Here is a 25,390-nt window from a genome sequence, read left to right on the forward strand (position 1 = left end):
ATTCGTTCATTCCATCACATTACGATTGACCAAATACCCTTCCTGAATCGCCGCTATAGTCGCAACCACGCATACGATTGCGGCACTGTATCTAAGATCTATGAATGCCAGTGTCAGCGGTAAAACGAACAGCATCCCTCCAGTCACCTTATTCATTACGGAATGAACAGATATGAACTCTTTCTTGCTGAAGAATCTTACTGCAATATTCATCACCTTAATCATGGCAATGATAGCAATCCATATATAAAGCCAGACCGGTATATGTAATACAGGCAGCAGTTTAATCAGGCATACCGCTACGAATACAATATCTGCACCTGTATCAAGCCTTGAGCCGAACTCACTGACGGTACCTGTTTTTCTTGCAACAGCACCATCGATCATATCTGAGAATCCGGCAACTATATACAGTGCATAAAATGATGGCGATAATGCTGGACAGAACATCAAAGCAATGCTTAGCACTATTCTGATTCCGGTGATGATATTTGCCATGTTAAACCGGTGTCCCTACTTCTATCAGATTTCCGTCTGGATCATAGAAACGTATAACCTTTTGTCCCCAGCTGTGCGTCATCAGCTGATTGACGTATTTCACATCCGGATAATACTTTTCAAGCCTTTCCACAAAGCCTTCTATGTCTCGTTCCTCAAAATAGAGCTCGCAGGAATTATTCTCCGGAATGATATCTCTCCCAAGAAACTCTTTCCAGTATTTTTCTTCCTGCAGCACCAACCCTTCCGTCAGGATCATATTCCCGTCATTATCAAGAACCAACCCAAGACCGAACAGATCATGGTAAAACTGTCTGGATCTCTCGATGTCCTTAACGACGATCAGTACATTTTTCAGTCTCATTCTTCTCGCTCCTTTATTGGAAGACGAATCACAGTTTTCAACTTTTCCGGAGCGACTTTTCTTGCATCACTCAGATAGATTTCATGGTGTAAGCGCTGATCCGTGATATTAAGATCATAACCCTGCTCCTCTATGTATTCATGCATCATTTGAACAGTAGCAGGCTCATCATCATAGGATCCTATATGCATGCACTGGACGCACAGTCCCTCATCACAAGTAAGAAATTCCACCTTTGAGAAATCCTGTTTCTTTTTCTTTGTTGCCTCTTCTATAGCCCAGTCGAAGTCTGCTCTTGTAACAAAGTCCGGCAGGCGGATCACAGAGATCCATCTGAAGTCTTCTTTGTGTGCATAGTCGACTCCGTCTACACCTTCCTGCCACCAGAAGCCCTCAAGCGGCGGTACAACATAATCGAAATATCCCTTGATCTGATGATCTCCTTTTTTACTCATCTTGATCGTAAAGGCAATGCCATACAACAGACCGATTGCCCGCTTATATTCGCCGTCTTCCTGATTTGGGTCGCCATGTCCACGAACAGCAATATAGTTCATGCTCGGTACCGTTACGATAGACGGCTTGTTCTTCGGCATGTAAAAATCCTTATATTCCTTCTTATAATCAAAAGCCATTTTTCATTCCTCCAAAACATCCTGACATCTAAACAACCGTCTCAACCCTCGACATCTAAACAGCCCACTCAACCCTACCGTTTCTGACATCTAAATGGCACACTCAACCCCTGACATCTAAATGGCCTACTCAACCCTGCGGCAAAATGAGCTGTAGATAAGTTCCCGTCGAGCGTTTTTTGAGCTTCCTGAGTGGCCGACTCGATAGGCGCTAATTTCATAAACCGCTTGTTTTCAAGCCTTTCAGCGCGTCTTACCTATCAGCACGTGACATCAATACTACGCACTCCACATGCTTCGTCATCGGAAAATTGTCATACGGCTTGGCGTAGACGGTCTCGTAGCCCAGTTCCTGGAACTGGGCCAGGTTCTGGACCAGGGTCTTGGGGTTGCAGGACACGTAGACGATCTGAGGCACACCGTAGCCGGCGATCTTATCCACGGCCTCCCTGCTCATGCCCACCCGGGGCGGATCTACCACGATCACATCCGGAGCAGGCAGTTCTGTCTCCTCCGTGCTCCCGGCTTTGTCCAGCACCTTATACACGTCCCCGCAGAGGAAGCGACAGTTAGACAGCCCGTTGAGAGCCGCGTTGTCGATGGCGGCATCTACGCTGTCCTGCACCAGTTCCACACCGATGACCTGCTTGGCCCGCCGTGCCATGACCTGGCTGATGGTACCTGTGCCACAGTAGAGGTCGTAGACCGTCTTCCCCTCTATCTCATCGATGAGAGCCACCGCCTCGCTGTACAGCCGCTCCACTGCCTCCACGTTGGTCTGGAAGAAGGAGAACTCGTTCACCTTAAAATCCAGATCCAGCAGATGCTCCATATAGTAGTCCTGCCCAAAAACGATGTGGAGTCTGTCGCACCCGACTTTGTCCGCCAGGCCGTCAAACTCCGTGTGGAGCACGCCGGCGATGCGTCCGTCCAGGTTCAAAGCTGAGAGCCCCTGGCACCAGCCTTCCGCATCGAACGTCACGCCGCACACCGGTGATGCGGTGACGATGTTCACCAGAAGTTCTCCGGTGCGCACGCCACAGCGTACCACCAGGTTGCGCAGTAGCCCCTGATGGGATTTCTTGTTGTATTTGGGATAGGCATGCTCCAGGCAGAAATCCAGCGTGTAGCGGAGCACCCGGTTGAAGTCCTCCGGCACCAGCTGGCAGTGATCCACCGTAACCACGGACATGAACTGCCTCTTCTTATGCATGCCAAGCTCCAGCGGCCCGTCCTTCACCAGGTCACCGAAGGTGTATTCCATCTTGTTCCGGTAGCGGTACGGCGATGGGCAGCCTTCTATTGTATCGAACTTCACCGGGGTGATCCCGGCCTTCTCGAACAAAGCATGGACCTCCCGCTCCTTGGCAGCAAGCTGTTCCTCATATGGTGTCCCCTGATGCAGACAGCCGCCGCAGACTCCAGCCAGTTCACAGATCTCCATTCTCTTCTCTTCCATTCTAAATACCTCATCCTGCATATGCAGGTTTCCTTATCTGTGGATATAATGCTCCGGCCCGTGGAAACGTAGTTTCCCCCTGGTCCATCTCCCGTACTCGACTGCTTCTGCCGAGCAGAGATTGATACAGGCCATACAGTGGATACAGCGTTTGCCCCATGCCGGTCTTCCCTCCTTAAGACGGATGTTACCCATGGGACAGACCCTTTCACACCGCCCGCAGTGAATACAGCTTTCTGTAGAACGAAACGGTTTTGGAGACATGAACCTGCGGTAATATAGACGCAGGATCGCTCCGGTGGCTGCCTTCTCCCAGCTGCGTATCTTCGCAGCCGGAAGTCTCTTTGACTGTAGAATGTTTTCTGAGATCCGGGAGATCACAGGAAGCGCATCCCGGATCCGTTCTCTGGTCTCTTCTTCCGGGAGCATACGAAAGAAGGGGACGTAGTTCTGGGGCATCCGCACACTGGCCGTCCCCATATACCGAAGCCCCTTCTCCTCCGCCATCCGCTGACAGTAGATCGGGGATGCTCCCATGCCGCCGGCACAGGTCATGACAAAATACGCCCGGCTACCCTCCGGGAACGCCGAGCGTTTGATAAATTCCAGGAAAGGCAGTACAGGGGCCGACACGTAGACCGGGCATACGAACACAAAACAATCGTCCTCCGGAAACATCTTTCCTTCTTCCTCCCGCATGCCCAGAGCTGCGTCAAAGAGTCCGTGTCCGGCCTGCTCGGCGATCTTTTCGGCTACGAAGCGGCTGTTCCCGGTACCGCTGAAATACACGATCATTTTCTTCCACCATTTCCGTAGTACTTATTGTAGAAATCCTGTTTGAATTCCAGAAAGCGATCTTCCTCGATGGCTTTGCGAATGCCCGCCATCATATTCAGCAGGAAGGCCAGGTTGTGGTTGGACAGCAGCATGGGGCTCATAAACTCCCCTGCCTTGAACACGTGGCGCAGGTAGGCCCGGCTGTAGTTCCGGCAGGTGTAGCAGTCACATTCCGGATCCAGCGGACCAAAATCACGTTCGAACCTGGCGTTCTTGATGTTCAGCCTCCCCTCCGAGGTGGTGGCCATACCGTGACGGGCGATGCGGGTGGGTTCCACACAGTCGCACATGTCTATGCCGTGCTCCACTGCTTCGAACAGGTAGTCCGGCGTGCCTACCCCCATGAGGTATCGAGGCTTGTTCGCCGGCAGCAGAGGCGCCGAATAGGCCAGCATGTCAACGTAGACGTCCTTCGGCTCTCCCACCGACAGTCCGCCAATAGCATACCCTGGCAGGTCCATGGCGATCATATCCTCTGCGCTCTGTTTCCTGAGATCCTTGAACATTCCGCCCTGCATAATACCGAACAGGGACTGCTTCTCAATATCCTTATGTGCTTCTTTGCATCTGGCCAGCCAGCGGGTGGTTCTGGCCATGGAATCCTCAATATACGCCCGGTCCGATGTCCACGGCGCGCACTCGTCAAAGGCCATGATGATATCCGACCCCAGTGCCTCCTGGATCTCCATTGCCTTCTCCGGTGTCAGGATGTGCCGGGAACCATCGATGTGGCTCTGAAACCGAACGCCCTCCTCTGTGATCTTCCGAAGCTTTCCAAGGGAAAAAACCTGGAACCCGCCGCTGTCCGTCAGGATAGGACGATCCCAGTTCATGAACCGATGGAGCCCGCCAGCCTCTTTCACGATCTCGTGACCCGGCCGCAGATACAGATGATAGGTGTTGGCCAGAATGATCTCAGCCCCCATCTCCTTCACCTGTTCCGGGCGCATGGCTTTCACAGCCGCCTGGGTACCCACCGGCATGAACACCGGCGTCTGAATATCCCCGTGTGGCGTATGGATCACGCCGCGGCGGGCCCCTGTCTTCTTATCTGTATGTAAAAGTTCGTAAGTTACTGCGTGTTGCATACTCTCTCCTTCTATCGCACAAAGCTTTGTGCCACTTACCTCGCCGCCTTCTGGCTGCGATACCCATTCAGAACCGGGAAGTGGCGGTTCACCAGTTCGACAACACCATACTCCATCAATACCAGCACGGCCAAAACCCCAAAGCACTCCAGCACGTACTCCACGTTGGCCACCTGTGGAATCCACCCTACATAGGACCAGCCGCGATAGGCGATCCTGCGGAATCCGAACACCGTGTGAGTAGCCATGATCGTCAGGCTGTTGACTCCCAGATAGCAGAGCCCGTTCATCTGGAACCGCTGGCTCAACACATCCACCAGCATCAGCAGCCCCATGGTGCCCATGATGCCGCCCAAATAGAACAGTGCCGGGATCCTACCCTCGATCATCATGTCGATGTCCACGTGGATGGCGAATTGAGACATCCAGAGGTTGAGCAGGGTCAGCACGATCCCACCGATGATCTTGACTCGGTTGTCTTTCAGTTTCTGGTAATAGCGGAACAGATAGAACCCCATCTGGATAAACCAGGCGGCCATGAGACCTTTGCCGGTGGCGTATACCAGGCGGATCAGGATCTCTGACAGGAGCCCCCCGTCGGAAAAGGCTGCCGTGAAGAAACGATTCAGCGCCTTGGCTCCTTGAATGGCGAACACACCAGCGATCAGGTATCCAAAACGCAGCCACCTTGGGCCTTTTCTGAGCAGATAGAACACCATCATGCCGATGAACAGCACTGGCAGAAACCAGATGCTATTGTAGCCTCTCAGAAAGATAAGATCCATGCTCAGACTGCGGAACTGCTCCAGTACATACCAGGCGGTGTGGTGGCGCATGGCGGCACAGGCCGTCTTGAAAAGGATTCCCAATGCGCCAAAGGCAAAATACGGGACCATGATGCTCTGGAAGTTCTTACGGGCATAGGCTGACAGGTCCGCCCTGTCCACAGAGCCGGTGTGGTACGCCAGCATTCCGGACACCAGAAAGAACAACGACACCTTGAACGAAGACATCCAAAGGTCGAATGGATTGGGCAACAGCGTGATGTGCCCGTACATGATCATCAGGATGCCGATCCCCTTGATCACATCAAAATAGCGAATCCGTTCCTTACCTGCCATAATATATAACCCCTGTCCATTGCTACAGGATCATCATGGCATCGCCATAAGAGAAAAACCTGTAACGTTCTTTCACCGCCTCCTCGTATGCTTTCAGGATGTGCTCCCGATCATACAGCGCAGATATCAACATGATCAGTGTGGACTTGGGAAGATGGAAATTGGTGATCAGCCCGTCCAGGATCCGGAATTCGTACCCCGGGTAGATGAATATATCGGTATTCCCATGCCCCTCGGTCACATGCCAATGAGCGGATGCTTTGTCGTTAAATGCCGCACTTTCCACCGTGCGTGTAGAAGTGGTGCCGACGCAGAGGATCCTACCGCCTGCATCGATGGTATCGTTGATCAGCCGTGCGTTCTCGGGATCGATGGAATACTCCTCGAAGTGCATATGGTGCTCCTCCACCTGTTCGCACTTCACAGGCCGGAAGGTGCCGATCCCCACGTGCAAGGTCACATAGGCAAGGCGTACGCCTTTCTGGCGACATGCTTCCAGCAGTTCTTCCGTAAAATGGAGACCAGCGGTGGGCGCCGCCACGGACCCATCGATCCGGCTATAGACGGTTTGGTACATATCCTTATCTTCTTCTGTACTCTCCCGCTCGATATAGGGTGGAAGGGGCATTCTGCCTAACTCCGCCAGGCGTTCCATGAAGATACCCTCGTATTCGAAACGCACCTGTCTGGTACCGTCTTCTCCATAACCCACGATCTCTGCCTGCAGGGCACCATCGCCGAAACTTACCCGGTCTCCGGGTTTCAGACGCCTTCCCGGGCGCACCAGCGACTCCCAGACATCACCTTCGATCCGCTTGCTCAGAAGGAATTCCACCCGTGCTCCCGTCTGTTCCTTGACGCCAAACAGCCGCGCCGGGATGACGCGGGAATCATTGAGGACCAGACAGTCCCCTGGCCTGAGGTATTCCAGCACGTCGTGAAAGTGCCGGTGTGCTATGCTCCCGGTCTTCCTGTCGAGAACCATCAGCCGACAACCATCCCGCTGTGCGAGTGGTGTCTGCGCGATCAGTTCCTCCGGGAGCGTGTAATCAAAATCGTCAATATGCATATTTCTCTCCTGTCGATCCTATAGCAAGGTGAGCTGGTCGTCGTTATCTTCGCTGTTATCCTCCTCGTCTCCAAAGGGATATGGGATTCCCATATGAGCATAGCCCAATCTGGAGACCATACGTCCCTTCTGGGTTCGATACAGAAGGCCGGATTGAATCAGATAAGGCTCATGGGCATCCTCCAGAGTGATCCTCTCTTCTCCGATGGAAGCGGCGATCGTATCGATGCCCACCGGTCCGCCGTTGAATCGCTGGATAATGGTCATCAGGATATCCCTATCCAGTTTCTCTAGTCCAAGGTCATCCACCCCTAGTGCTTTCAGGCTCTTCCTGGTGATTTCCTCATCGATATAACCGTCCCCCATCACCTGGGAGAAGTCCCGAATCCGTTTCAGGAGTCGATTGGCCACACGTGGAGTGCCTCGCGAGCACCTGGCCATCAAGGCGGTTGCTTCAGGATCCACGCGCACCCCCATAAGGCCAGCAGACCGTTCGATGATCTGGGAGAGTTCTTTTTCCTTATACATTTCAAACTTACAGATAACGCCGAATCGATCACGCAGTGGAGCCGACAGGCTTCCCGACCTGGTAGTGGCACCGATCAATGTGAAACGGGCGATGTCCAGTCGGATAGATCTGGCAGAGGGCCCCTTTCCGATGACGATATCCAGGGCATAGTCCTCCATGGCAGAGTACAGTACTTCCTCTACGGAGCGATTGAGACGATGGATCTCATCGATAAAAAGCACGTCGTTGTCGTTCAGGTTGGTCAGGATCGCTGCCAGGTCTCCAGCTCTGCCGATGGCTGGCCCGGAGGTGATCTTGATATCAACCTCTAGTTCGTTAGCGATGATCCCGGCGAATGTGGTCTTCCCCAGTCCCGGGGGGCCATAGAAAAGCACATGATCCAGAGGCTCACCACGTTTCTTGGCCGCCTCGATAAAGATCTTCAGATTATCCTTGGCATCACTCTGACCGATAAAATCCGTGAGGTGCTGCGGTCTGAGCGTGATCTCCTGCTTCGCCTCAAAAGGATCTGCACTCGTCTGTGTGATTCTTTCATCCATACCCTAAAACTCCTTTAGTGCCCGTCTGATATAGTCTTCCACGGAAAGTCCCTCGTCCTTAACCTTGCTCACAGCAGTCTCCGCTTCGGATTTTCCGTACCCCAGCCCCATCAGGGCGTTAATTGCCTCGATACGGTCATCGCTGGGCATCGGTACACCGCCAGGCATCTCAAAGCCTTCTGCGTCACTGAAATCGCCTACCTTGTCCTTCAGCTCCAGGATCACTCGCTCAGCGGTCTTCTTCCCGACTCCGTTGGCCTGAGCGATGGTCTTGGCATCTCCCGTACCGATGGCTCTGCGCAATTCCTGTTCCGGCAGGATGCTCATAATGGCCATCCCCGCCTTGGGACCGACACCGTTGACAGAGATCAGCAGCTTGAACAAAGCAAGTTCATCCCGGTTCTCAAAACCGTAGAGACTCATGTCGTCTTCCTTGACGATCATCAGGGTGTAAGCTGTGACCTCCTCACCCTCGTACTTCTTATATAATGTAGAGTTAGCAGGGAGATTCACCAGAAACCCGATCCCGGCTACTGTCTCGATCACTGCCGTCCCATCCGCCTGGGGATGAAATGCTCCACGCAATGTTCTGATCATATTGTTATTTCCTTTCTGTGTGTGTCAAAAAGAACCGTCCCCTTTGACACACTCTATATCCCGCTGCGTATAGTACGCTGCCTCCGTCCGGCACTGTGCCCATGACAGATGGCAGCAGCCACCGCATCCGCGGTGTCGTCCGGCTTGGGCACCGCATCAAGATGCAGGATGGTCTTCACCATGTTCTGTACCTGCTTCTTATCTGCACGTCCATACCCTACCAGCGCCTGCTTGATCTGCAGCGGCGTGTACTCGCTGATCGCAAGGCCGCCGTTGGCACACGCCAATACAGCGATCCCTCTGGCCTCACCAACATGTATGACGGTTTTGGCGTTGTTGTTGAAGAACAACTCCTCGATCGCCGCCTCCTCCGGCCGGTACTTCTCGATGATCGCGCAGAGCTCACTGTACAGATGCTGCAATCTCAGCGGCATAGGTACACCGGCATCGGTGGTAATAGATCCATAGTCCACCGCTTCAAATCGATTTCCTTTCATGTCCAGGATCGACCATCCCATGATGGCATATCCCGGGTCTATCCCTAATATTCTCATTCTATACCCCGTTTATTCATAATCTGGTACTCGACCATATGTTCTATTCTACTGGCTGTATGGGCAATTGTCAACACATTCCACTTTTCATCAATTGAACTTTTTTATGTATAAACTCAGTAAATTAGGTTGAATTTTCTGATGTTTGTGTTATTATATGTTTATATTAATGAACTTTCTTGCTCTGAGAAGGGGGATCCAATGCGTTATTCAAGACAGAACAAAATACTGGACATCATTGCAAACAACGAGGTTGAGACACAGGAGAAACTGTCCAGACTGCTTAAGGAAGAAGGGTTTGATGTGACTCAGGCCACAATATCCCGTGACATCAAGGAACTACAGCTGATCAAGGTCCTTTCAGATACAGGAAAATACAAATATGCGGTCAGCACCAGGCAGGACTCACCGATCTCTGATCGGTTCATCCGCATTTTCCGCGAGACGGTCATTTCCTTTGCTTCTGCACAAAACCTGATCGTGATCAAAACGCTTTCGGGTTGCGGCGCTGCCGCCGGAGAAGCTATCGACAGCGTGAACCTTCCTCATGTGGTGGGCAGCGTTGCAGGTGATAACACTCTGCTTCTGGTGGTTGACAGCGAGGAGAATGTACAGGAGATCCTGTCCACATTCAACAACATGCTGATCATGAAGAAATCCGACAGATAGAAAGAGAATATGCTACAGCACATACTTATTCAAGATTTTGCAGTTATTGAGAACACAGAGATAGAGTTTGCCAATGGGCTCAACATTGTCACAGGTGAGACTGGCGCCGGAAAATCCATCGTGATCCAGGCGATCAGTCTCGCTCTAGGGAGCCGCGCAGACTCTTCTTTTGTGCGCCATGGAAAAGAACGCGCCATCATCCAGCTCCAGGCGGAACTCGACGGAAAGGAATACGTGATCACCCGAGAGATCTCAGCTAACGGAAAGAATCTCTGTCGTCTGAACGGACAACTGGTAACACTGGGCGAGATCAACGAGATCGCTCACAGGCTGGCGGATATCCACGGACAATACGACAATCAGCTGCTTCTGGATCCTCTGCAGCATCTCCGCATTGTGGATCAATACAGGAGCGAGGAGATCAGCCCCTGCCGATCCGCCTTCCTGGAGGCCTATAACGCCTATAAGGACAAGAGAGAAAGTCTTCGTAACCTGTTGAAGACCCAGGCAGAGAATGCCCGGAAAGCAGACTTCCTTAAATTCCAGGCAGAGGAGATCCAGCGCGCCGCCCTTACCGAACGAGAGGACGAGGCCCTGGAGGAACGTATCACGGTGCTTGAGAACAGCGAGAAGATCTTCAGCGCCGTAGAGAATGCCTACAGTGCCCTGGATGGCGAAGACCCCTCTGTTCTCGGTGCACTGGGATATGCTTCCCAGACCCTTGGCCAGGTCGCCGGTCTTACGGAGACACTGACAGAAGCCCACGAACGACTGGAAAGCGCCCTGTATGACCTTCAGGATGCCGCAGAGTTGCTGCGGGATATTCGGGATGGATCGGCCTTTTCCCAGGAAGAACTGGACAGTGCTATCGCCCGCCTGAACACCATCGAAGACCTAAAAAAGAAATATGGGAGCACCATCGAAGAAATCATAGAATACGGGAGCACCATTGAGGAGCAACTTCTGTCCATCGATATTTTTGATGAAAGGCGCACTGCCCTCGAGGAGGAAACGGCAAAACTCCGTGCTTCCCTGATGGACTGCGCGGCCAGGCTGACAGAGGTTCGCGCCGCCAGTGCCCGGCAGCTTGCCAGCGCCATCGAGAAGGAACTCCACGATCTGAACTTCAAGGACGCAAAACTCGAGTTGCGGCTCTCCCCTGCCCCTTCCATCACGGAACTGGGTGCCGATCAGTGTGAGATCTACCTATCCACCAATCGCGGAGAACCCATGAAGCCCCTGACCAGAGTTGCCTCTGGTGGTGAGATCTCCAGGATCATGCTTGCCATCAAGAACATCACCGCGGAGCACGACGCCATGCCTACCATGATATTCGATGAGATCGACACAGGGATCAGCGGCATGACTGCCTCAGTGGTAGGAAGTAAACTCCGTGAGATCTCCAGAGAGCATCAGATCATCTGCATCACCCATCTCCCACAGATCGCGGCCTGTGGCGACGACAACTACAAGATCGACAAATCCACCACAGACACGGAAACCTTCACTCAGGTACTCCATCTCACCCACGATGAAACGGTGGATGAGATCGCCCGTCTTATGGCTGGTGAGAGTGTCACCGATACTGCCCGGCAGAATGCCCGCGAACTGATCGCGGCCAGCAAATAATCAAAACGCCCCCGTCCGGACAAAGGGCGTTAAAAAGGGATCGTTGCGTAATGCAGCGATCCCTTTCTGTTAAACTTGCTTTGTGCAGATTACTTATCTTACGACTTCCGGAAGTCTCTCGTCCATGATGTTCATCAGCGCATCGGTACAAGCCAGCTCATCCACCAGAGGAGCATCCTCTGCTGCAGCGAACTTCGGCTCGAACGGTACCATGACACCACCCAGAACCTCCTCCGTCTCGGCGTACTTGTACATCGGAACGGTGTCGTTCATCTCTTCGGAGATATCCCACTCTTCCTCGAACGGGAACTCGACCTCAAAGACGTGTGCCAGCTCGGCAGCGATCTCCCAGTTGCAGAAGTCCACATCCTCGTCGATAGCCGCTTCCACATCCAGAAGCCTGCGCTCGGTATTGGTGTAGGTTCCGTCGGTGCTGGCGAAACCGGTACCCGGGATCACCACGTCTGCCTTCTGGGCGGTCTCTGTGAGGTAGATGTCGGAGACACCCAGGAACTCCAGTCCGGAGAGATCCACATCCTTCGGATCCTCACCGAAGATCAGCAGTCCCTTGATGCCGTCCAGTGCTTCTACGCCAGCGGTAATACCCATGTCCACCAGACCCTGGGAGTTGTTTTTCGGCTTGACCTCCAGGATACCGTCACGCGGCGATCCAATATGTCCGGACAGCAGCGCGATGTCAGCGATCAGTCTGGCTGCCTCAACAGACAGAACGTTCTGCTGGAAGACGATCATAGCCTTCTTGGCATTGGCATACTGCTCTGCAACAGACTTGCAGGTCTCACAGAGTTCTTCGTTCTCGACAGACGCCTTGAGAGCATCAAATCCCTCGATGTCGCTTGTCTTACCCATCTCGATCAGCGCCTTGGCGATTCTCTTCAGGAATGTGGTAGTGTTATCTACATCGATCACCTCAGCGAAATCCCAAGCGTCATTCGCCTTGTCTGTGTTCAGTACGACCACCTTGGCACCAGCCTCAGCAGACTGCTTGATCTTGTTCCAGATCACCGGGTTGTTCTTCTTGATGAAGCCCGGCACCAGAATGAACTTGGTGGAGAGGAGCTCGTCGATGGTGTTCGGGGAAGCCTCATGACCCAGTCCCAAGACCTCAGTCACACCACTTGCTCTCTTGTTGAAGGTGAATGTTCTGGCTCCAATCAGCTCAGCCAGTTTCTTGAAGGAATAGGCTTCCTCGTTGGTGTATCTGTCGGAGATAGCCATCGCGATGCTGGACGCACCGTGTCTTACCTTCACGGCCTCCAGTTTCTTGGCCATCATGACAAAGGCTTCATGATAATCAGTTGGTCTGAACTCGTCTCCTTCCTTGATGAGAGGATCCGTCAGCTTTCCTTCCAGGACGGAAGTATCAAAGCCCCACTTGCCCTTTCCGCAGCAGATTCCGGCATTCACGACACCATCTCTGTCCGGATTGGCCTTGATCAGCATGTCGCCGCAGGATTCCAGCTCCAGAGAGCATCCAACGGAGCAGAAGGAGCATGTAGTGTATGCCACATCGGTATCCACCGGCACTTCTTTCTGAACGGTCTGTCTCTCCTGCAGTGCTCCGGTCGGGCAGCATGCTACGCACTGACCACAGGATTCGCAGCCAGACTCAGCCAGCGGCTTGCCCATGTTCGGCATGACCACAGTATCGAAGCCTCTCTGCACCAGGCCCAGCGCACCAACGCCCATGACCTCATCACAGACTCTGACACAAAGCCCGCACAGGATGCACTTATCCGGATCTCTGACGATAAACGGATGGTTATCCTCAAATTCGGACAGGTTCTTCTCACCCTTGAAGCGATCTTCCTTGACGCCATACTGATTTGCCAGCTCGATGAGCTTACACTCATAGTAGTCGTGGCATCCGCATTCTAGACATCTGTTCGCCTCAGCGATAGCCTGCTCTTCTGTCAGCCCGTCAAATACGACCTCGGAGAAGTTGTCCTTTCTCTGCGCAGCATTCAGCTGGTCGGCCTTCTCACGGCACAGTCTCTCTCTGTCCTCGAAGGTCTTCTCGGTCACATCGTCTCTCTCCACAAAGAACGGCTTCTGATACTTGATGGTCTCCCCGTTCAGGTAGGAATCGATGACCTGAGATGCCTTGCGAGCATCTGCGATGGCCTCGATGGCAATGGAAATCTTGTCATTTCCGCAGTCACCACCGGCGAACACACCGGGCATGCTGGTCATGAAGGTCTCCGGATCGTAAGCGATCGCGTTCTTTCTGGTCTTATCCACATCGAAGAAACTGGCGTCTACCGCCTGTCCGATGGCCAGGATCATAGTGTCGATATCGATGGTCTCGGTCTTTCCTTCGATTGGTACAGGACGACGACGACCGGACTCGTCCGGCTCACCCAGTTCCATGCACTGCAGTTTGACCTGGTTCACATGGCCATTCTCGTCGGTAAGGATCTCCAGCGGATTGGTCAGGTTCTTGAAGATAACGCCCTCTTCTTCCGCTTCCTCGATCTCCAGCATATCTGCCGGCATCTCGTCCTTGGTTCTTCTGTAGATGTTGTAGACTTCCTTGGCGCCCAGTCTGACAGCGGTTCTGCAAGCATCCATCGCGGTGTTTCCGCCGCCGACGATAGCTACCTTCTCACCGAAGTCGATGGGCTCGTTGCGAACGACCTTCCGGAGGAAGTCGATACCGCCGATGACGCCATCTGCGTCCTCACCCGGGCATCCAACGCCGGTGGATACCCATGCGCCGATACCCAGCAAGACAGCGTCAAAATCATTGCGGATGGTCTCGAACGGCATATCCTCGCCCACCTTGGTGTTGGGAACCATCTCAACGCCCATGGACTCGATAAGTGCGATCTCCTCGTCCAGCACTTCCTTCGGCAATCTATACTCAGGGATTCCGTAGCGGAGCATACCACCCAGTTTCGGCATCGCGTCAAAGATGGTCACATCGTGTCCCATCTGGCGCAGGAAATAGGCAGCCGACAGGCCCATTGGACCACCGCCGATGATGGCGACGGACTTACCGGTATCTTCTTCGATTTCCGGTACATACTGCTCCTCGGCATCCAGATCGGTATCCGCAGCAAATCTCTTCAGAGCCATGATGCTGATGGGCTCGTCGATCAGTGCTCTTCTGCAGTCATCCTCACAAGGATGCGGACATACACGGCCGATCGCTGCAGGAAGTGGAATCTTATCCTTGATCAGCTCGTTGGCCTTCTCGTACTCGCCGTTGGCGATGAGGCCAACGTAGCCCTGACAGTCGGTGCCCGCCGGACAAGCCAGGGAGCACGGACCCTTGCAATCGCCGTTGTGGTTGGACACCAGCAACTCCAGGTTGGTCTTGCGGGATTCCAGGACTCTCTCGGTACTGGTCTTGACGACCATGCCCGGCGCAATGTCGGTAGCACATGCCTTGCAGAGTTTGGGGTTCCCTTCCACCTCTACGACGCAGATGCCGCAAGCGCCATAGATCTTTGTTCTCTCATCGTAGCAAAGAGTCGGGATGAAGATATCGTTATCCTGCGCGACCTCCAGGATCGTCTGTCCGGGAAGGCCGAATACTTCCTTGCCATCGATATTCATTCTGTATTTCTTCATTATGATGCTTCCTCCCTATTCTCTTACGATCGCACCGAACTTACAATGCTCCTCGCACTTGCCGCACTTGATGCACAGGCTCTGGTCGATGCTGTGGATACCCTTGACCTCACCGCTGATGGCGCCGACCGGGCAGTTGCGTGCACAAAGCGTACAGCCCTTACATGCGTCGGTAATATCGAACTTGATGAGCGCCTTACAGGATCTGGCGGTACACTTGTGATTGTAAATATGGTCCTCGTACTCGTTTCTGAAGTAACGGATCGTAGAGAGTACCGGGTTCGGAGCTGTCTGGCCCAGACCGCACATGGCGCCGTCCTTGATCTTCTTGGCCAGTTCCTCGAGTTTCTCAATATCTCCGTCCTGGCCCTCGCCCTTGGTGATGCGCTCCAGGATCTCCAGCATTCTCATGGTACCGATACGGCAGTAATTGCACTTACCGCAGGATTCCTTCTTGGTGAAGTCCAGGAAGTATCTGGCCATATCCACCATGCAGGTATCCTCATCCATGACGATCATACCACCGGAACCAACGATAGCGCCGGTCTTGACGATATCCTCATAGGTGACCGGGGTATCTGCCAGGTCTGCCGGGATACATCCACCGGACGGACCACCCATCTGCACGGCCTTGAACTCTCTGTCGTTCTTGATGCCGCCGCCGATGCCGTAGATGACGTCCTTTACCTTCAGGCCCATGGGAACCTCGACCAGACCACCCTTCTTGATCTTACCGGCCAGAGCAAATACTTTGGTACCGGTGGAAGGTGCGTGTCCCAGCTTGGCGAATGCCTCGCCGCCGTTCTCGATGATCCACGCCACGTTGGCATAGGTCTCTACGTTGTTGATGTTGGTCGGCTGCTGCCAGTAACCCTTGGCTGCCGGGAATGGCGGCTTCAGTCTTGGCATACCTCTCTCGCCCTCCAGGGAGGCGATCAGTGCGGTCTCCTCACCGCAGACGAATGCGCCGGCGCCGGCCTTGATACGGATGTCGAAATGACGCCCGGTTCCGAAGATGTTGTCTCCCAGGAACCCTTTCTCTCTGGCCTGGGCCATCGCGATCTCCAGTCTCTTGATTGCAAGTGGATACTCCGCACGGCAGTAGATGATGCCCTCGGTAGCGCCCATGGCAAAGCCACCGATGATCATGCCCTCCAGCACGGAATGAGGATCGCCCTCCAGTACGGAACGATCCATGAACGCACCCGGATCGCCCTCGTCCGCGTTACATACGATGTATTTCTCCTTGCCCGGGTTTGCCTTGGCAGCGTTCCACTTGAACCAGGTGGGGAATCCCGCGCCTCCACGTCCTCTCAGGTTGGAGACCTTGATGATGTCGATGACATCGTCCTGAGTCATGGAAGTGAGGACCTTTCTGGATGCCTCGTAGCCGCCAACAGCGATATACTCATCGATGATCTCCGGATTGATCACGCCACAATGACGCAGAACAACTCTCTCCTGCTTCTCCAGGAATTCCTTGTCCTCATCGGTGAGGATGTACTCTTCTACCGGTTTCCCATCCTTCAGATGCTCCGCCACGATCTTCTCGACTCTGTCTGGCTGGACCTTCACATATCTGGTCATGTCGCCATTGTCTTCATATACATCGACGATAGGTTCAAGATAGCAGGTACCTACACATCCGGTGATGGTGAGTTCTGCCTGAACTCCCTGTTTCTCAAGCTGCTGCCTGAACTCTGCTTCCGTCTTCTTGGCACCGGTCGCGATCCCGCAGCTGCCCTGTCCGATTACTACTTTCATGCATGCACCCCCTATGCTCTCTCTGCGATCTCAGTCAGGATCTGCTTGACCTTGTCCTTGGTGAGGTTCCCGTAGGTCTCGTCACCCTCGCTGCTTCTGACCATCATGACCGGAGCCAGTGAGCAGCATCCGAGACATGCTACGTTGTTCAGAGTGAACAATCCATCCTCAGTGGTCTCATTGTCGTTGATCCCGAGATGTTCGGTGATAGCTTCCTCGATCCTGTCCGCACTGTTTACATGGCAGGCCGTTCCCTTGCAGAGCATGATCAGATACTTGCCGACAGGCTGCAGTCTGAACTGTGCATAGAACGTGGCCACACCGTAGATCTTGGCAGGTTTGATCCCCGTCGCCTGTGAAATACGATTGATGGTCTCTACGGAAAGATAGCCGTAGATGTCCTGCGCCTTCTGCAAGATCGTGATCAGGCTGCCAGGCACCTTAGCGTACTGATCCAGTACTGCGTCAAGTTCCTTGAACGCATCTGTACCAGCGCCGCAACAATTCTTTTCACTCATTTATGATTCCTCCTGTTGCATGATTTTCAAATACTCTACTTATTATACAGAAAATACCTGACAAAATCAATCCACCACCGCATATGCGATGGTGATTATTTGTGCGGCAATTTAGCGAACCGATTTTGAATCGCCAAAAATAACCTCTATCGAATTCGGTTCAATCATATCTGTGCGATAAACATTTCCAAAGCAAGCCGTGGTTCCAGAAGCCCTGTCACCATGTCCGCGTAAGCTTTGTAGCCCGCCTGAAGCATCGCCCTGAGCTTGCTCAATGAGTAGCGGCTGCTGTAGCGCATCGCCTTCTTCACCCTGAACTCGTGGATTCCCATCCGCTTGCTGATGGTTGGAGCCGTGGAAGGGCCGTCCATACTGCCCGCAAACTCCTTCACGCAGTACATGAGCTCCATTTGGGAGATGATCGCAGCGACCAACGGGATCCCGCCGTATGGATCATCGCTCATACGGTTGTAGAGAAGTTCCAACGCTCTGGTCTTGTTATTCTCGCTGATGCCATCGATCAGATCGAACAGGAAGGTCTCCTTGTCCCCGTTCACTGCCCCCGCGATGTCCTCCGATCGAAGCGTCCCTTCCTCAGCCAGCGCCGCCAACTTCTCGATGTCGTGCACAAAGTCATACAGCCTGTATTCACTTTCCTTGTTCAGATAACCGGTGGCGGTGATGATCTCACGCATCTGTTGTTTACTGACTGTGACCCCAAGTTCCCGAAAGCGCTTGGCGGCGAATCCTACCAGTTCCCGCTCGGACACCGTTCCCATCTCGTAGACCTTGCCGTATTTCCTGGCCGCCTTGGCCAGTTTCCGCGTCCCGTCGAGTTCCTCATTGGAGAGAACCAGAATGGCGCCGTCATTGGGATTCTCCATATATTTCGTCAGACGTTCGATGCCGTCCTCCCCGTAGCCGGCCATATTACCGGGGCTTTTCAGAGGTCGGAAATCCCGGACCCAGACTACCCGCTTCTCGGAAAGCATGGAGAAGGTCTCCGCTGCCCCGATGATCGCCGCAGGATCGCAGGCGTTGCCATCAAGCACCTGGAAATCCATGACCTCCGTTGCCGGTGAAATATACTTCTCCTTCAGAAGATCCACTGCCCACCGGATCAGATATTCCTCCACCCCGTACAGCACGATGACGCTGCCAGGGGTGTTATTCTGTAAATTTTTCATGAACTCCCGGGAACCGGGAGGTGTGTTCTTACGATATGCCATAGTGCAATCTCCCTGTCCGCGCATCAGGCTCCGGACTTCTACTATGATAGCATATTTTCCACTAAAATGGTAGCGGCCTCATTGATAGTGGCTCCATTGGTAGTGGCGCCGCCACTACAGCCTAGTCTTTCCAGCCAGTAACAATTCCGAAAACTGTCAGTTTGTTACCGCCAGTCATCGCTTTCTATAATGGCGGCGCCATCATTCTATTCCCGATTCACCATGCACTTCTTTCCATGCACTGCCATTCCGGATCTTTCTGGTGTCTTTGGTCTTGCACACCTTCAGCATCCCGCCGCGGGTAATGATCCCCACCGCCCCCATCGTATCTGTCCGATACACAGCAGCGCCGCATTCCCGAAGCCGTGCCAAAGCCTCCGGGGTCGGATGGCCATAGGTGTTACGACCCACACTAATCACCGCGATTCTCGGCGAGACAGCTTCCAGAAACGCTGAGGTACTGGAGTATTTGCTACCATGATGGGCCACCTTCCTCATATCGTTATTTTGATACGAAATCGTGTCAAAACAAAAGCAGGAGTTTCTGCTCCTGCTGCACGAAAAGACTTGTTGCACTTTGTGTTATAGTTTCAGTTCTTGCTGTTTAATGCTAAGATATTCTTCTATGCTAAACCTATGGCATCTACTCTTTATGTCTACAGGCATCATGGAGTAATCTTTCATCCTAAAAATTGGACAAAAACCTTCTTCGACAGCCAACTGAACTCCCATCCTGTCAACTCGTTTATACGGTCTACAGTAACCGATAATGTAATACCTTTCTCCAAATTGCAGTGAGTTGATATCTATTGATCTTTCAACATCTTTTCTAAATAGATTGATATGATCACATATGGTTATTACCCTTGTATTTGGAATAAAGGGTTTTACCGATGTGAATGTAACATGCTTTTCCCATGCTTTTCGGAAGATACCCGAAATTATCACTGGCCTATCTTGACAAGAATATAGTTTGCTTCTAATATAGTTTTTCAAGTGCTCATCAAGCTCATCTTTTGCGGGCTGTAATTCTTTTACCTTGACAAATCTTCCATCCTTAACAGAATAGCCATCTTCATAATAAATAGATATCTCTCTTTCAATGAAAGCGCGTAGATCCTCTCCGCCAAGTGTTGTATTTGAAATCCAGGAATTATCTAACGCAAATCTGAATATTGTTCCAGCACATTTTTGCTTCCTAATGCCATCCCAAGTCAATAATCTATTTGATAAAAGATTTTTGATTTGATCTGTCAATCTCATACTCTGAAAACTAAATTGAAAATCCCAAAAATTTATTATCAATAGGTTTAGGTTTTCACTTGTATCAAATGCAAGTCTAATGGTTTTCGGTTGATTTACATCTTCAATTCCTTTTATTATTTCACGAATAAAACGGTGAAAACTACATGATAGGCCACTTGTTTTCTGTTTAACATATACATTGAGCAGATTATATGCGGCACAACCCAAAAATATATCTGGCACTTTATTGTATTTCGCAAAATTTAAAACATTGATTGCAGCTATCGCTTCATCGTCGGTAATATATTCGCGCTCTTCATTTTCCTGCATAGCTATGACTGTTTGTGAGAGCGATTTGATTTCATCTTTGAATCCCATACTATCCTCAATAATAATTGTGTTCTTCGTATTATTCTATCATACCTATCTCACCTTATCCACTGCTATTTCTGAACCATCATAGAATTCGAAAATCGCCCCACTGTTGTTAGATATCGTAATCTGTTTCACTGTTCGTTTCATTAGTCCGTAGTCGTAGTTGACAATAACCTCGTTCTGCTCCACCAGACTCTTTATAAACTGCTCTATCTCGTAGATGCTCCTGGTCCGGTTTTGGCTTTCTTCCAGAAGTCGGTCATATTCTTCTTTTGCCTTATCGTATCTCTTTCCGGCCGTCCTGATCTTCTTCTCGTATTCTTCGAAGGCGATAGGCGTCACCTTTTGCCGGTCGATCAACGCCCGGAATGCTGCCTCCGCTTTATCAAGCTCTACGACTGCCCTCCGGATTATCTCCTCGTAATTCGTCTCGTTCTTAATAGCCAGGGCCCTTTCCATATTGCTTACGATCTCGCCTTTGTTTTCGAGAAGCTTATTGATGGCTTCGATAAACACTTCTCTCAATCGATCCTCATCGACCGCTGGTGTGTTACACTTGTCGCCATTGTATTTCTTATTGCAGCGGTAGACGATCTTCTTGTACTTGTCATTCGAGTGCCATACTTTTGATCCGTAGTACGATCCGCAGTCTCCACAGATGACCATAGATGAGAAATCCCTCGCTCCAGACTGATGTTTCTTCTTCTGGATGGCCTTCATCTTCCGCTGAACCGCGTTATATACCTCTTCCGAAATAATGGGCTCATGATGACCTTTCACGTAGTACTGCTGAAGCTCACCCTGGTTTCTGACCATCTTCTTTGTCAGGAAATCCTCAACGTAGAACTTCTGCATCAGGCAGTCTCCGATATATTTCTCATTCTTGAGAATTGAGATAATTGTTGTCGGATGCCATCTGTCCTTTCCGGTCACGGTCTTAATTCCATCGTTGGACAAATCTCGAGCTATCTGTGATGTGTTCTTGCCATCGAGGTATTCATTATAGATCCGCTTTACGATCTTGGCCTGCTCTTCATTGATCACAAACTCTCCATCTGGGCCTCTGTCGTATCCCAGGAAGTGTGAGAAGCCAATACAGCCATGTCCGTCTGCCATTCTCTTTCGCTGGCCCCAGGTTGTATTTTCAGATATTGATCTGCTTTCTTCCTGAGCCAGGGACGACATAATTGTGATGAGCAGCTCCCCCTTCTGATCAAGCGTATAGATATTCTCCTTCTCAAAGTACACTTCGACACCGGCGTCCTTCAACTTTCTGACCGTCGATAGCGAGTCAACCGTATTTCTGGCAAACCTAGATACTGATTTCGTTACAATCAAGTCGATTTTGCCGGCCAGCGCGTCCTCAATCATATGATTAAATCCGTCACGCCGCTTGGTGCTGGTGCCGGTGATGCCTTCGTCTGAATACATACCTGCGAATTCCCAGTCTGGTCTGCTGTTGATGTAAGTCTTGTAATACTCGAGCTGTGTCTGGTACGAGTTCTGCTGCTGTTCAAGATCAGTTGATACTCTGGCGTATCCCGCGACCCTTCGCTTTTTGGTATCCTGGCCATGTGTATCTTTCTTGACCTTTTTCTTCTGCGGGATCACCGTTACTACTTTATTTCCCTGCATTCTTTTGGTGCCTCCTCCCTGTCTTCCTGGTTCGTTTAATCGTTTTTCCCTCAGCCATAATGAATGCTACATGATCGTTGTACAGATCAATGCGGTCCACTTTGCGGACAAAGTCATCCTCATCGTCAAGTATAGTAAAAGTGATGCTCCGGAGCTCATCTTCGCCGATGTACCTTGCATCACAGACCTTGCTTATTTCATTCCCCTGACATTTCCAAATGCGTTTACCACGAATGGTGCGGCGGCAACAGGACCTACCGCAGTGCCCGCATTTCACTTTCCCCGTAAAACAGGTGAATGTTTTCTTTGGAGTCTTCTCTGCTCGCTCCCGCATGATCTCCTGGACCTGATCAAATATCTCATGCGATACGATACCTTCGTGGACACCTTCCAGAACGTATTGTGGAAGTTCTCCGTAATTTCTGGTCTTCTTCCTAACCTTTGGTGAGTAAAACTTCTGGAGCACTCTGTCGCCGGTGTAGATTTGATTCTTCAGTATGTCCTTTACCGCGATCCGTGAAAACGGTGCTCCGGTTGTAGTTGTCGCTTTGATGCTCTCCGCAATATGCTTCGGTGACATTCCGGCTATGTAGGATTCAAATATATAGCGCACCACCTTCGCTTCTTCTGGCACGATCACAAAGTTGTCACCCTGCCATTCATACCCGTAGCACCGCGAAGAATGATGATAGATTCCTTCCTGCATTTGTTTCCGCTTACCCCACTTCACATTTTCTGAAATGGATTCAGCTTCAGCTTGTGCAAATGATGCTATAAGTGATAGCATCAACTCCCCTTCGCCATCAAATGTGCTGATCCCATCCTTCTCGAATCTGACCTCAACGTTCAGTTCCTGAAAGTCTCGGATGCTTTGAAGCAAGTCAACCGTGTTTCTAGCAAAACGTGAAACGGACTTCGTAATTATCAGATCGACCTTCCCCCTGCGGGCATCCTCCATCATACGCAAGAAGCCATCTCTATTTTTCAGTTTTGTCCCTGAAATCCCCTCGTCAACGTAGATGCCGGCAAATTCCCATTCCGGGTTCGAGTTGATCAGCTCTGAATAGTATGAAACCTGGTTGGCAAGCGAATGCAAGAGCATATCGGAATCTTTCGATACACGAGCATAGGCCGCAACTTTACGCCTCGATACTTCTTTCTTTTTTAGCAAAAGCTTAGTTATTTGCATTCTTCATCGCTCCTTTCGTATCACCATTAACGCTCTGATCGATATATATATCAAGCTTACTTTGATACAAAATTCGGACGTCTTCGCATTTATATTTTTGGCTCATTTCACAAAAGAACCTCTTGTATTCATCGACTGTCAAAATGCCGTCCTGGAGCATCTGAAATGCATAATCCATTGTGACAAGAAATGGGATGTTGTAATTCGTGCCCATAAAAAACACCTCCTACCAGGTAGCCTTGGCAAGAGGTGAAATCTGACGTTTCATTAGTCTTTCATATAGAAATCACAGGTGTATCCATCGGCCCGGAGAACCAGTCCTTCCGCCCATGTTGGTACCCTGCCCATCTGCTCACAGACAGCCTCGAGGCTCATAGAAGGGTCCGCTTCGATGATGATCTCATCATGCACATGAGCTACGATGCTGCAGTTCCTCAGCGTTTTCATCGCATACATAAGGATGTCTCTAGCTGTGGCCTGCACGATGTTCTCCACAAATTTCGGACCATAGCTCTCGATACGTTCCCACTTCTTCGTGCTCCCGACGCCCTCATAGGTAACGGACACGCCTCCGAATCGATTCTCCCCGATGCGCGGCTTCACGTAGGCAAGGTTCCGGCCGGATGGAAGCGTGATGAAGAGCATGCCGCTTTGCCAGAAGAACTTGATCCCACGTACTGTCCGTGTACCCTTCTGCTTGACCACTTCCTTCACGGCCCGGTCAATGTCCCACCAGAATCGGACTATGTTAGGGTTTGACTTCCGCCAGGCATCCACAAGAGGCTGCAGTTCTTCTTCCGATAGACCCATCTCGAGTGCGCCCATCGCCTTCAGTGCTCCCGTGCTCCCGCCGTAACCGAGCGCGAGTTCTGCTATCTTCCCCTTCTGCCGGAGATGACCATTCACGCCATGCTTCTCAACCGGCACCTTAAACATCTGACTGGCCGATGCGCAGTAGATATCACCGCCTGACCTGAACACATCCGAGCGCCAATCCTCCCCGGCAAACCAGGCAATGACGCGTGCTTCGATCGCAGAGAAGTCAGCTACATAAAACCTCATACCGTCTACTGGAATAAAGGCTGTTCTGATCAGCTGCGATAAGGTGTCCGGGATATCGTCATAGAGTAGTTCCAAGGCATCGATGGCTCCATCCCTGACAAGAGCTCTGGCCTCAGCAAGATCGGATATATGGTTTTGCGGGAGGTTTTGCAATTGCACCAGCCGTCCTGAGAAGCGCCCTGTCCTGTTCGCTCCATAGAACTGGAACATTCCGTGACACCGATTGTCCTTGCAGGCAGCATTCACCATCGCCTGATACTTTTTCACCGATGACTTTGCCAGCTGTAGACGAAGTGATAATACTTTCGACACCGCCCCTTCCGTCTCGTGGATAAGCCCTGCTACTGCTTTCTTCCCAAGTGTGTCTGTTTCAAGTCCATTATCCGCCAGCCAGCCCTTCATCTGCACCACGCTGTTCGGATTCTCTATCCCGGCGATCTCCTGTATGGCCTCTGTCAGCCTCTCACGCACCATCTCATCGATCTTTATCGCTTCCTGGACCAATGGCATGTCCACACGTATCCCTCTGTCATTGATCTCCTGATCCAGATGATACTCATCCCACACTCCATCAGGAACAGGGAACTTCGCTAACCTCTTCTGGATCTGAACCTCCACTTCCACGTCGCGGATGTTGTAGGATTTGAACATTTCCCACTTATCGGGAGCATGCTCCGGCAGGTTCCGAATCCTGCCACCATTCGTTTTTGTAGGCTTGCACGGAGCGCAGAAATAACGGATCAGATCCTTCCCCTCTGCCAGCTTCTGCTTTTCCAGACCAAGGATCACTCCTACTCCCTCAAGTGAGAGCGGTAATCCCATGTACGCAGACCAGATCATACTGCACTTCCAGGACTTTGGATCAAGGTATTTCCCTTGTGGCAATCCAAGGAACACGGACAGACAGATCCTTTCAAACTGAGCATTGAAAGCCCATTTGGTGACCGCAGGGTCTACCAGGGCATCAAGCACTGCTTCCGGGACCTGTTCTCCCTGGATAAGGTCAACCACCCGTAGCGGACCAAAGTCCACGCTATACCCAAAGAGCATGATCTCAAAGTCTGGGCTTTCTGCGTATTTATACACCCCGCACTTTTGAAGGCTGCGGGAAGAATACGTCTCGACATCAATACTTATGTTTCTCATTCCGGCCTCCTATAAATAAGGCAGCAGAGAGCATTCCCTGCC

The 25,390-nt window shown here is 51.6% G+C and carries 23 protein-coding genes; 2 read left to right on the plus strand and 21 right to left on the minus strand.

All coding sequences use genetic code 11. The features are described 5' to 3' along the window. Positions 1–6 precede the first annotated feature (6 nt). From P156_RS0102645 to ruvC, 11 genes are all read right to left on the minus strand, one after another. Positions 7–498 (minus strand): CDP-alcohol phosphatidyltransferase family protein, encoded by a 492-nt coding sequence (locus P156_RS0102645; protein ID WP_027868822.1) that lies wholly within the window; start codon positions 496–498, stop codon positions 7–9. Position 499: 1 nt separating this feature from the next. Then, positions 500–862, minus strand: a complete 363-nt coding sequence (locus P156_RS0102650) for a VOC family protein (RefSeq protein ID WP_027868823.1) — start codon at positions 860–862, stop codon at positions 500–502. Then, positions 859–1,497, minus strand: coding sequence for a GyrI-like domain-containing protein (locus tag P156_RS0102655; protein WP_027868824.1), 639 nt, complete (start codon positions 1,495–1,497; stop codon positions 859–861). Before P156_RS0102655 ends, P156_RS0102650 begins: the two co-directional genes overlap by 4 nt. A gap of 253 nt (positions 1,498–1,750) precedes the next feature. After that, a complete protein-coding gene (rlmD, locus tag P156_RS11280; protein ID WP_242838687.1) occupies positions 1,751–2,956 on the minus strand; it encodes a 23S rRNA (uracil(1939)-C(5))-methyltransferase RlmD in 1,206 nt (401 codons plus the stop codon). A 33-nt stretch (positions 2,957–2,989) separates the two neighbouring features. Further along, complete coding sequence (locus P156_RS0102665) at positions 2,990–3,751, minus strand: EFR1 family ferrodoxin (protein WP_027868825.1); 762 nt, start codon at positions 3,749–3,751, stop codon at positions 2,990–2,992. Next, entirely contained in the window at positions 3,748–4,881 is a 1,134-nt protein-coding gene (gene tgt, locus P156_RS0102670) for a tRNA guanosine(34) transglycosylase Tgt (RefSeq protein WP_027868826.1), read from the minus strand. Before tgt ends, P156_RS0102665 begins: the two co-directional genes overlap by 4 nt. 35 nt (positions 4,882–4,916) lie before the next feature. Continuing rightward, the gene (locus tag P156_RS0102675; RefSeq protein WP_027868827.1) at positions 4,917–6,002 is read right to left on the minus strand and encodes an acyltransferase family protein; all 1,086 of its coding nucleotides are present in this window, start codon (positions 6,000–6,002) and stop codon (positions 4,917–4,919) included. 22 nt (positions 6,003–6,024) lie between these two features. Next, a complete protein-coding gene (queA, locus tag P156_RS0102680; protein ID WP_027868828.1) occupies positions 6,025–7,071 on the minus strand; it encodes a tRNA preQ1(34) S-adenosylmethionine ribosyltransferase-isomerase QueA in 1,047 nt (348 codons plus the stop codon). Between the two features lie 18 nt (positions 7,072–7,089). After that, positions 7,090–8,139: a Holliday junction branch migration DNA helicase RuvB gene (ruvB, locus tag P156_RS0102685; protein ID WP_027868829.1), complete on the minus strand. Its 1,050-nt coding sequence runs from the start codon at positions 8,137–8,139 to the stop codon at positions 7,090–7,092. A 3-nt stretch (positions 8,140–8,142) separates the two neighbouring features. Next, entirely contained in the window at positions 8,143–8,736 is a 594-nt protein-coding gene (ruvA, locus tag P156_RS0102690; RefSeq protein WP_027868830.1) for a Holliday junction branch migration protein RuvA, read from the minus strand. A 53-nt stretch (positions 8,737–8,789) separates the two neighbouring features. Further along, positions 8,790–9,290 (minus strand): crossover junction endodeoxyribonuclease RuvC, encoded by a 501-nt coding sequence (gene ruvC, locus P156_RS0102695; protein WP_027868831.1) that lies wholly within the window; start codon positions 9,288–9,290, stop codon positions 8,790–8,792. 201 nt (positions 9,291–9,491) lie between these two features. Here ruvC and P156_RS0102700 point away from each other — a divergent pair, with 201 nt between their 5' ends. Next, positions 9,492–9,959: an arginine repressor gene (locus P156_RS0102700; RefSeq protein ID WP_027868832.1), complete on the plus strand. Its 468-nt coding sequence runs from the start codon at positions 9,492–9,494 to the stop codon at positions 9,957–9,959. Positions 9,960–9,968: 9 nt separating this feature from the next. Then, on the plus strand, positions 9,969–11,588 hold the full coding sequence (gene recN / locus P156_RS0102705) for a DNA repair protein RecN (protein WP_027868833.1): 1,620 nt from the start codon (positions 9,969–9,971) through the stop codon (positions 11,586–11,588). A gap of 93 nt (positions 11,589–11,681) precedes the next feature. Here the strand turns inward: recN and P156_RS0102710 are convergent, their stop codons facing one another. The 10 genes from P156_RS0102710 to P156_RS0102755 all read right to left on the minus strand — a co-directional run bounded on the left by P156_RS0102710 (position 11,682) and on the right by P156_RS0102755 (position 25,348). Continuing rightward, positions 11,682–15,185 carry an NAD(P)-binding protein gene (locus P156_RS0102710; RefSeq protein WP_027868834.1) on the minus strand — a complete coding sequence of 1,168 codons (3,504 nt, stop codon included), beginning with the start codon at positions 15,183–15,185 and terminating at the stop codon, positions 11,682–11,684. 15 nt (positions 15,186–15,200) lie between these two features. Then, on the minus strand, positions 15,201–16,949 hold the full coding sequence (locus P156_RS0102715; protein WP_027868835.1) for an NADH-quinone oxidoreductase subunit NuoF: 1,749 nt from the start codon (positions 16,947–16,949) through the stop codon (positions 15,201–15,203). An 11-nt stretch (positions 16,950–16,960) separates the two neighbouring features. Beyond that, positions 16,961–17,467, minus strand: coding sequence for an NADH-quinone oxidoreductase subunit NuoE (gene nuoE / locus P156_RS0102720; RefSeq protein WP_027868836.1), 507 nt, complete (start codon positions 17,465–17,467; stop codon positions 16,961–16,963). 164 nt (positions 17,468–17,631) lie between these two features. Then, complete coding sequence (gene holA / locus P156_RS0102725) at positions 17,632–18,696, minus strand: DNA polymerase III subunit delta (protein WP_027868837.1); 1,065 nt, start codon at positions 18,694–18,696, stop codon at positions 17,632–17,634. Between the two features lie 201 nt (positions 18,697–18,897). Next, the gene (locus tag P156_RS0102730; protein ID WP_027868838.1) at positions 18,898–19,194 is read right to left on the minus strand and encodes a ComEC/Rec2 family competence protein; all 297 of its coding nucleotides are present in this window, start codon (positions 19,192–19,194) and stop codon (positions 18,898–18,900) included. An 84-nt stretch (positions 19,195–19,278) separates the two neighbouring features. Next, positions 19,279–20,319: a hypothetical protein gene (locus tag P156_RS0102735; protein WP_027868839.1), complete on the minus strand. Its 1,041-nt coding sequence runs from the start codon at positions 20,317–20,319 to the stop codon at positions 19,279–19,281. 45 nt (positions 20,320–20,364) lie between these two features. Then, positions 20,365–21,951, minus strand: a complete 1,587-nt coding sequence (locus tag P156_RS11285; RefSeq protein WP_034802119.1) for a recombinase family protein — start codon at positions 21,949–21,951, stop codon at positions 20,365–20,367. Continuing rightward, positions 21,938–23,122, minus strand: coding sequence for a recombinase family protein (locus P156_RS11290; protein WP_185752130.1), 1,185 nt, complete (start codon positions 23,120–23,122; stop codon positions 21,938–21,940). The genes P156_RS11285 and P156_RS11290 overlap by 14 nt, the downstream gene beginning before the upstream one ends. 4 nt (positions 23,123–23,126) lie before the next feature. Then, the gene (locus P156_RS0102750; RefSeq protein WP_027868840.1) at positions 23,127–23,354 is read right to left on the minus strand and encodes an SHOCT domain-containing protein; all 228 of its coding nucleotides are present in this window, start codon (positions 23,352–23,354) and stop codon (positions 23,127–23,129) included. 53 nt (positions 23,355–23,407) lie between these two features. After that, the gene (locus P156_RS0102755; RefSeq protein WP_027868841.1) at positions 23,408–25,348 is read right to left on the minus strand and encodes a DNA polymerase; all 1,941 of its coding nucleotides are present in this window, start codon (positions 25,346–25,348) and stop codon (positions 23,408–23,410) included. Positions 25,349–25,390 lie beyond the last annotated feature (42 nt).

This window comes from Eubacterium sp. AB3007 (assembly GCF_000688015.1).
Classification (GTDB): domain Bacteria; phylum Bacillota; class Clostridia; order Peptostreptococcales; family Anaerovoracaceae; genus Aminicella.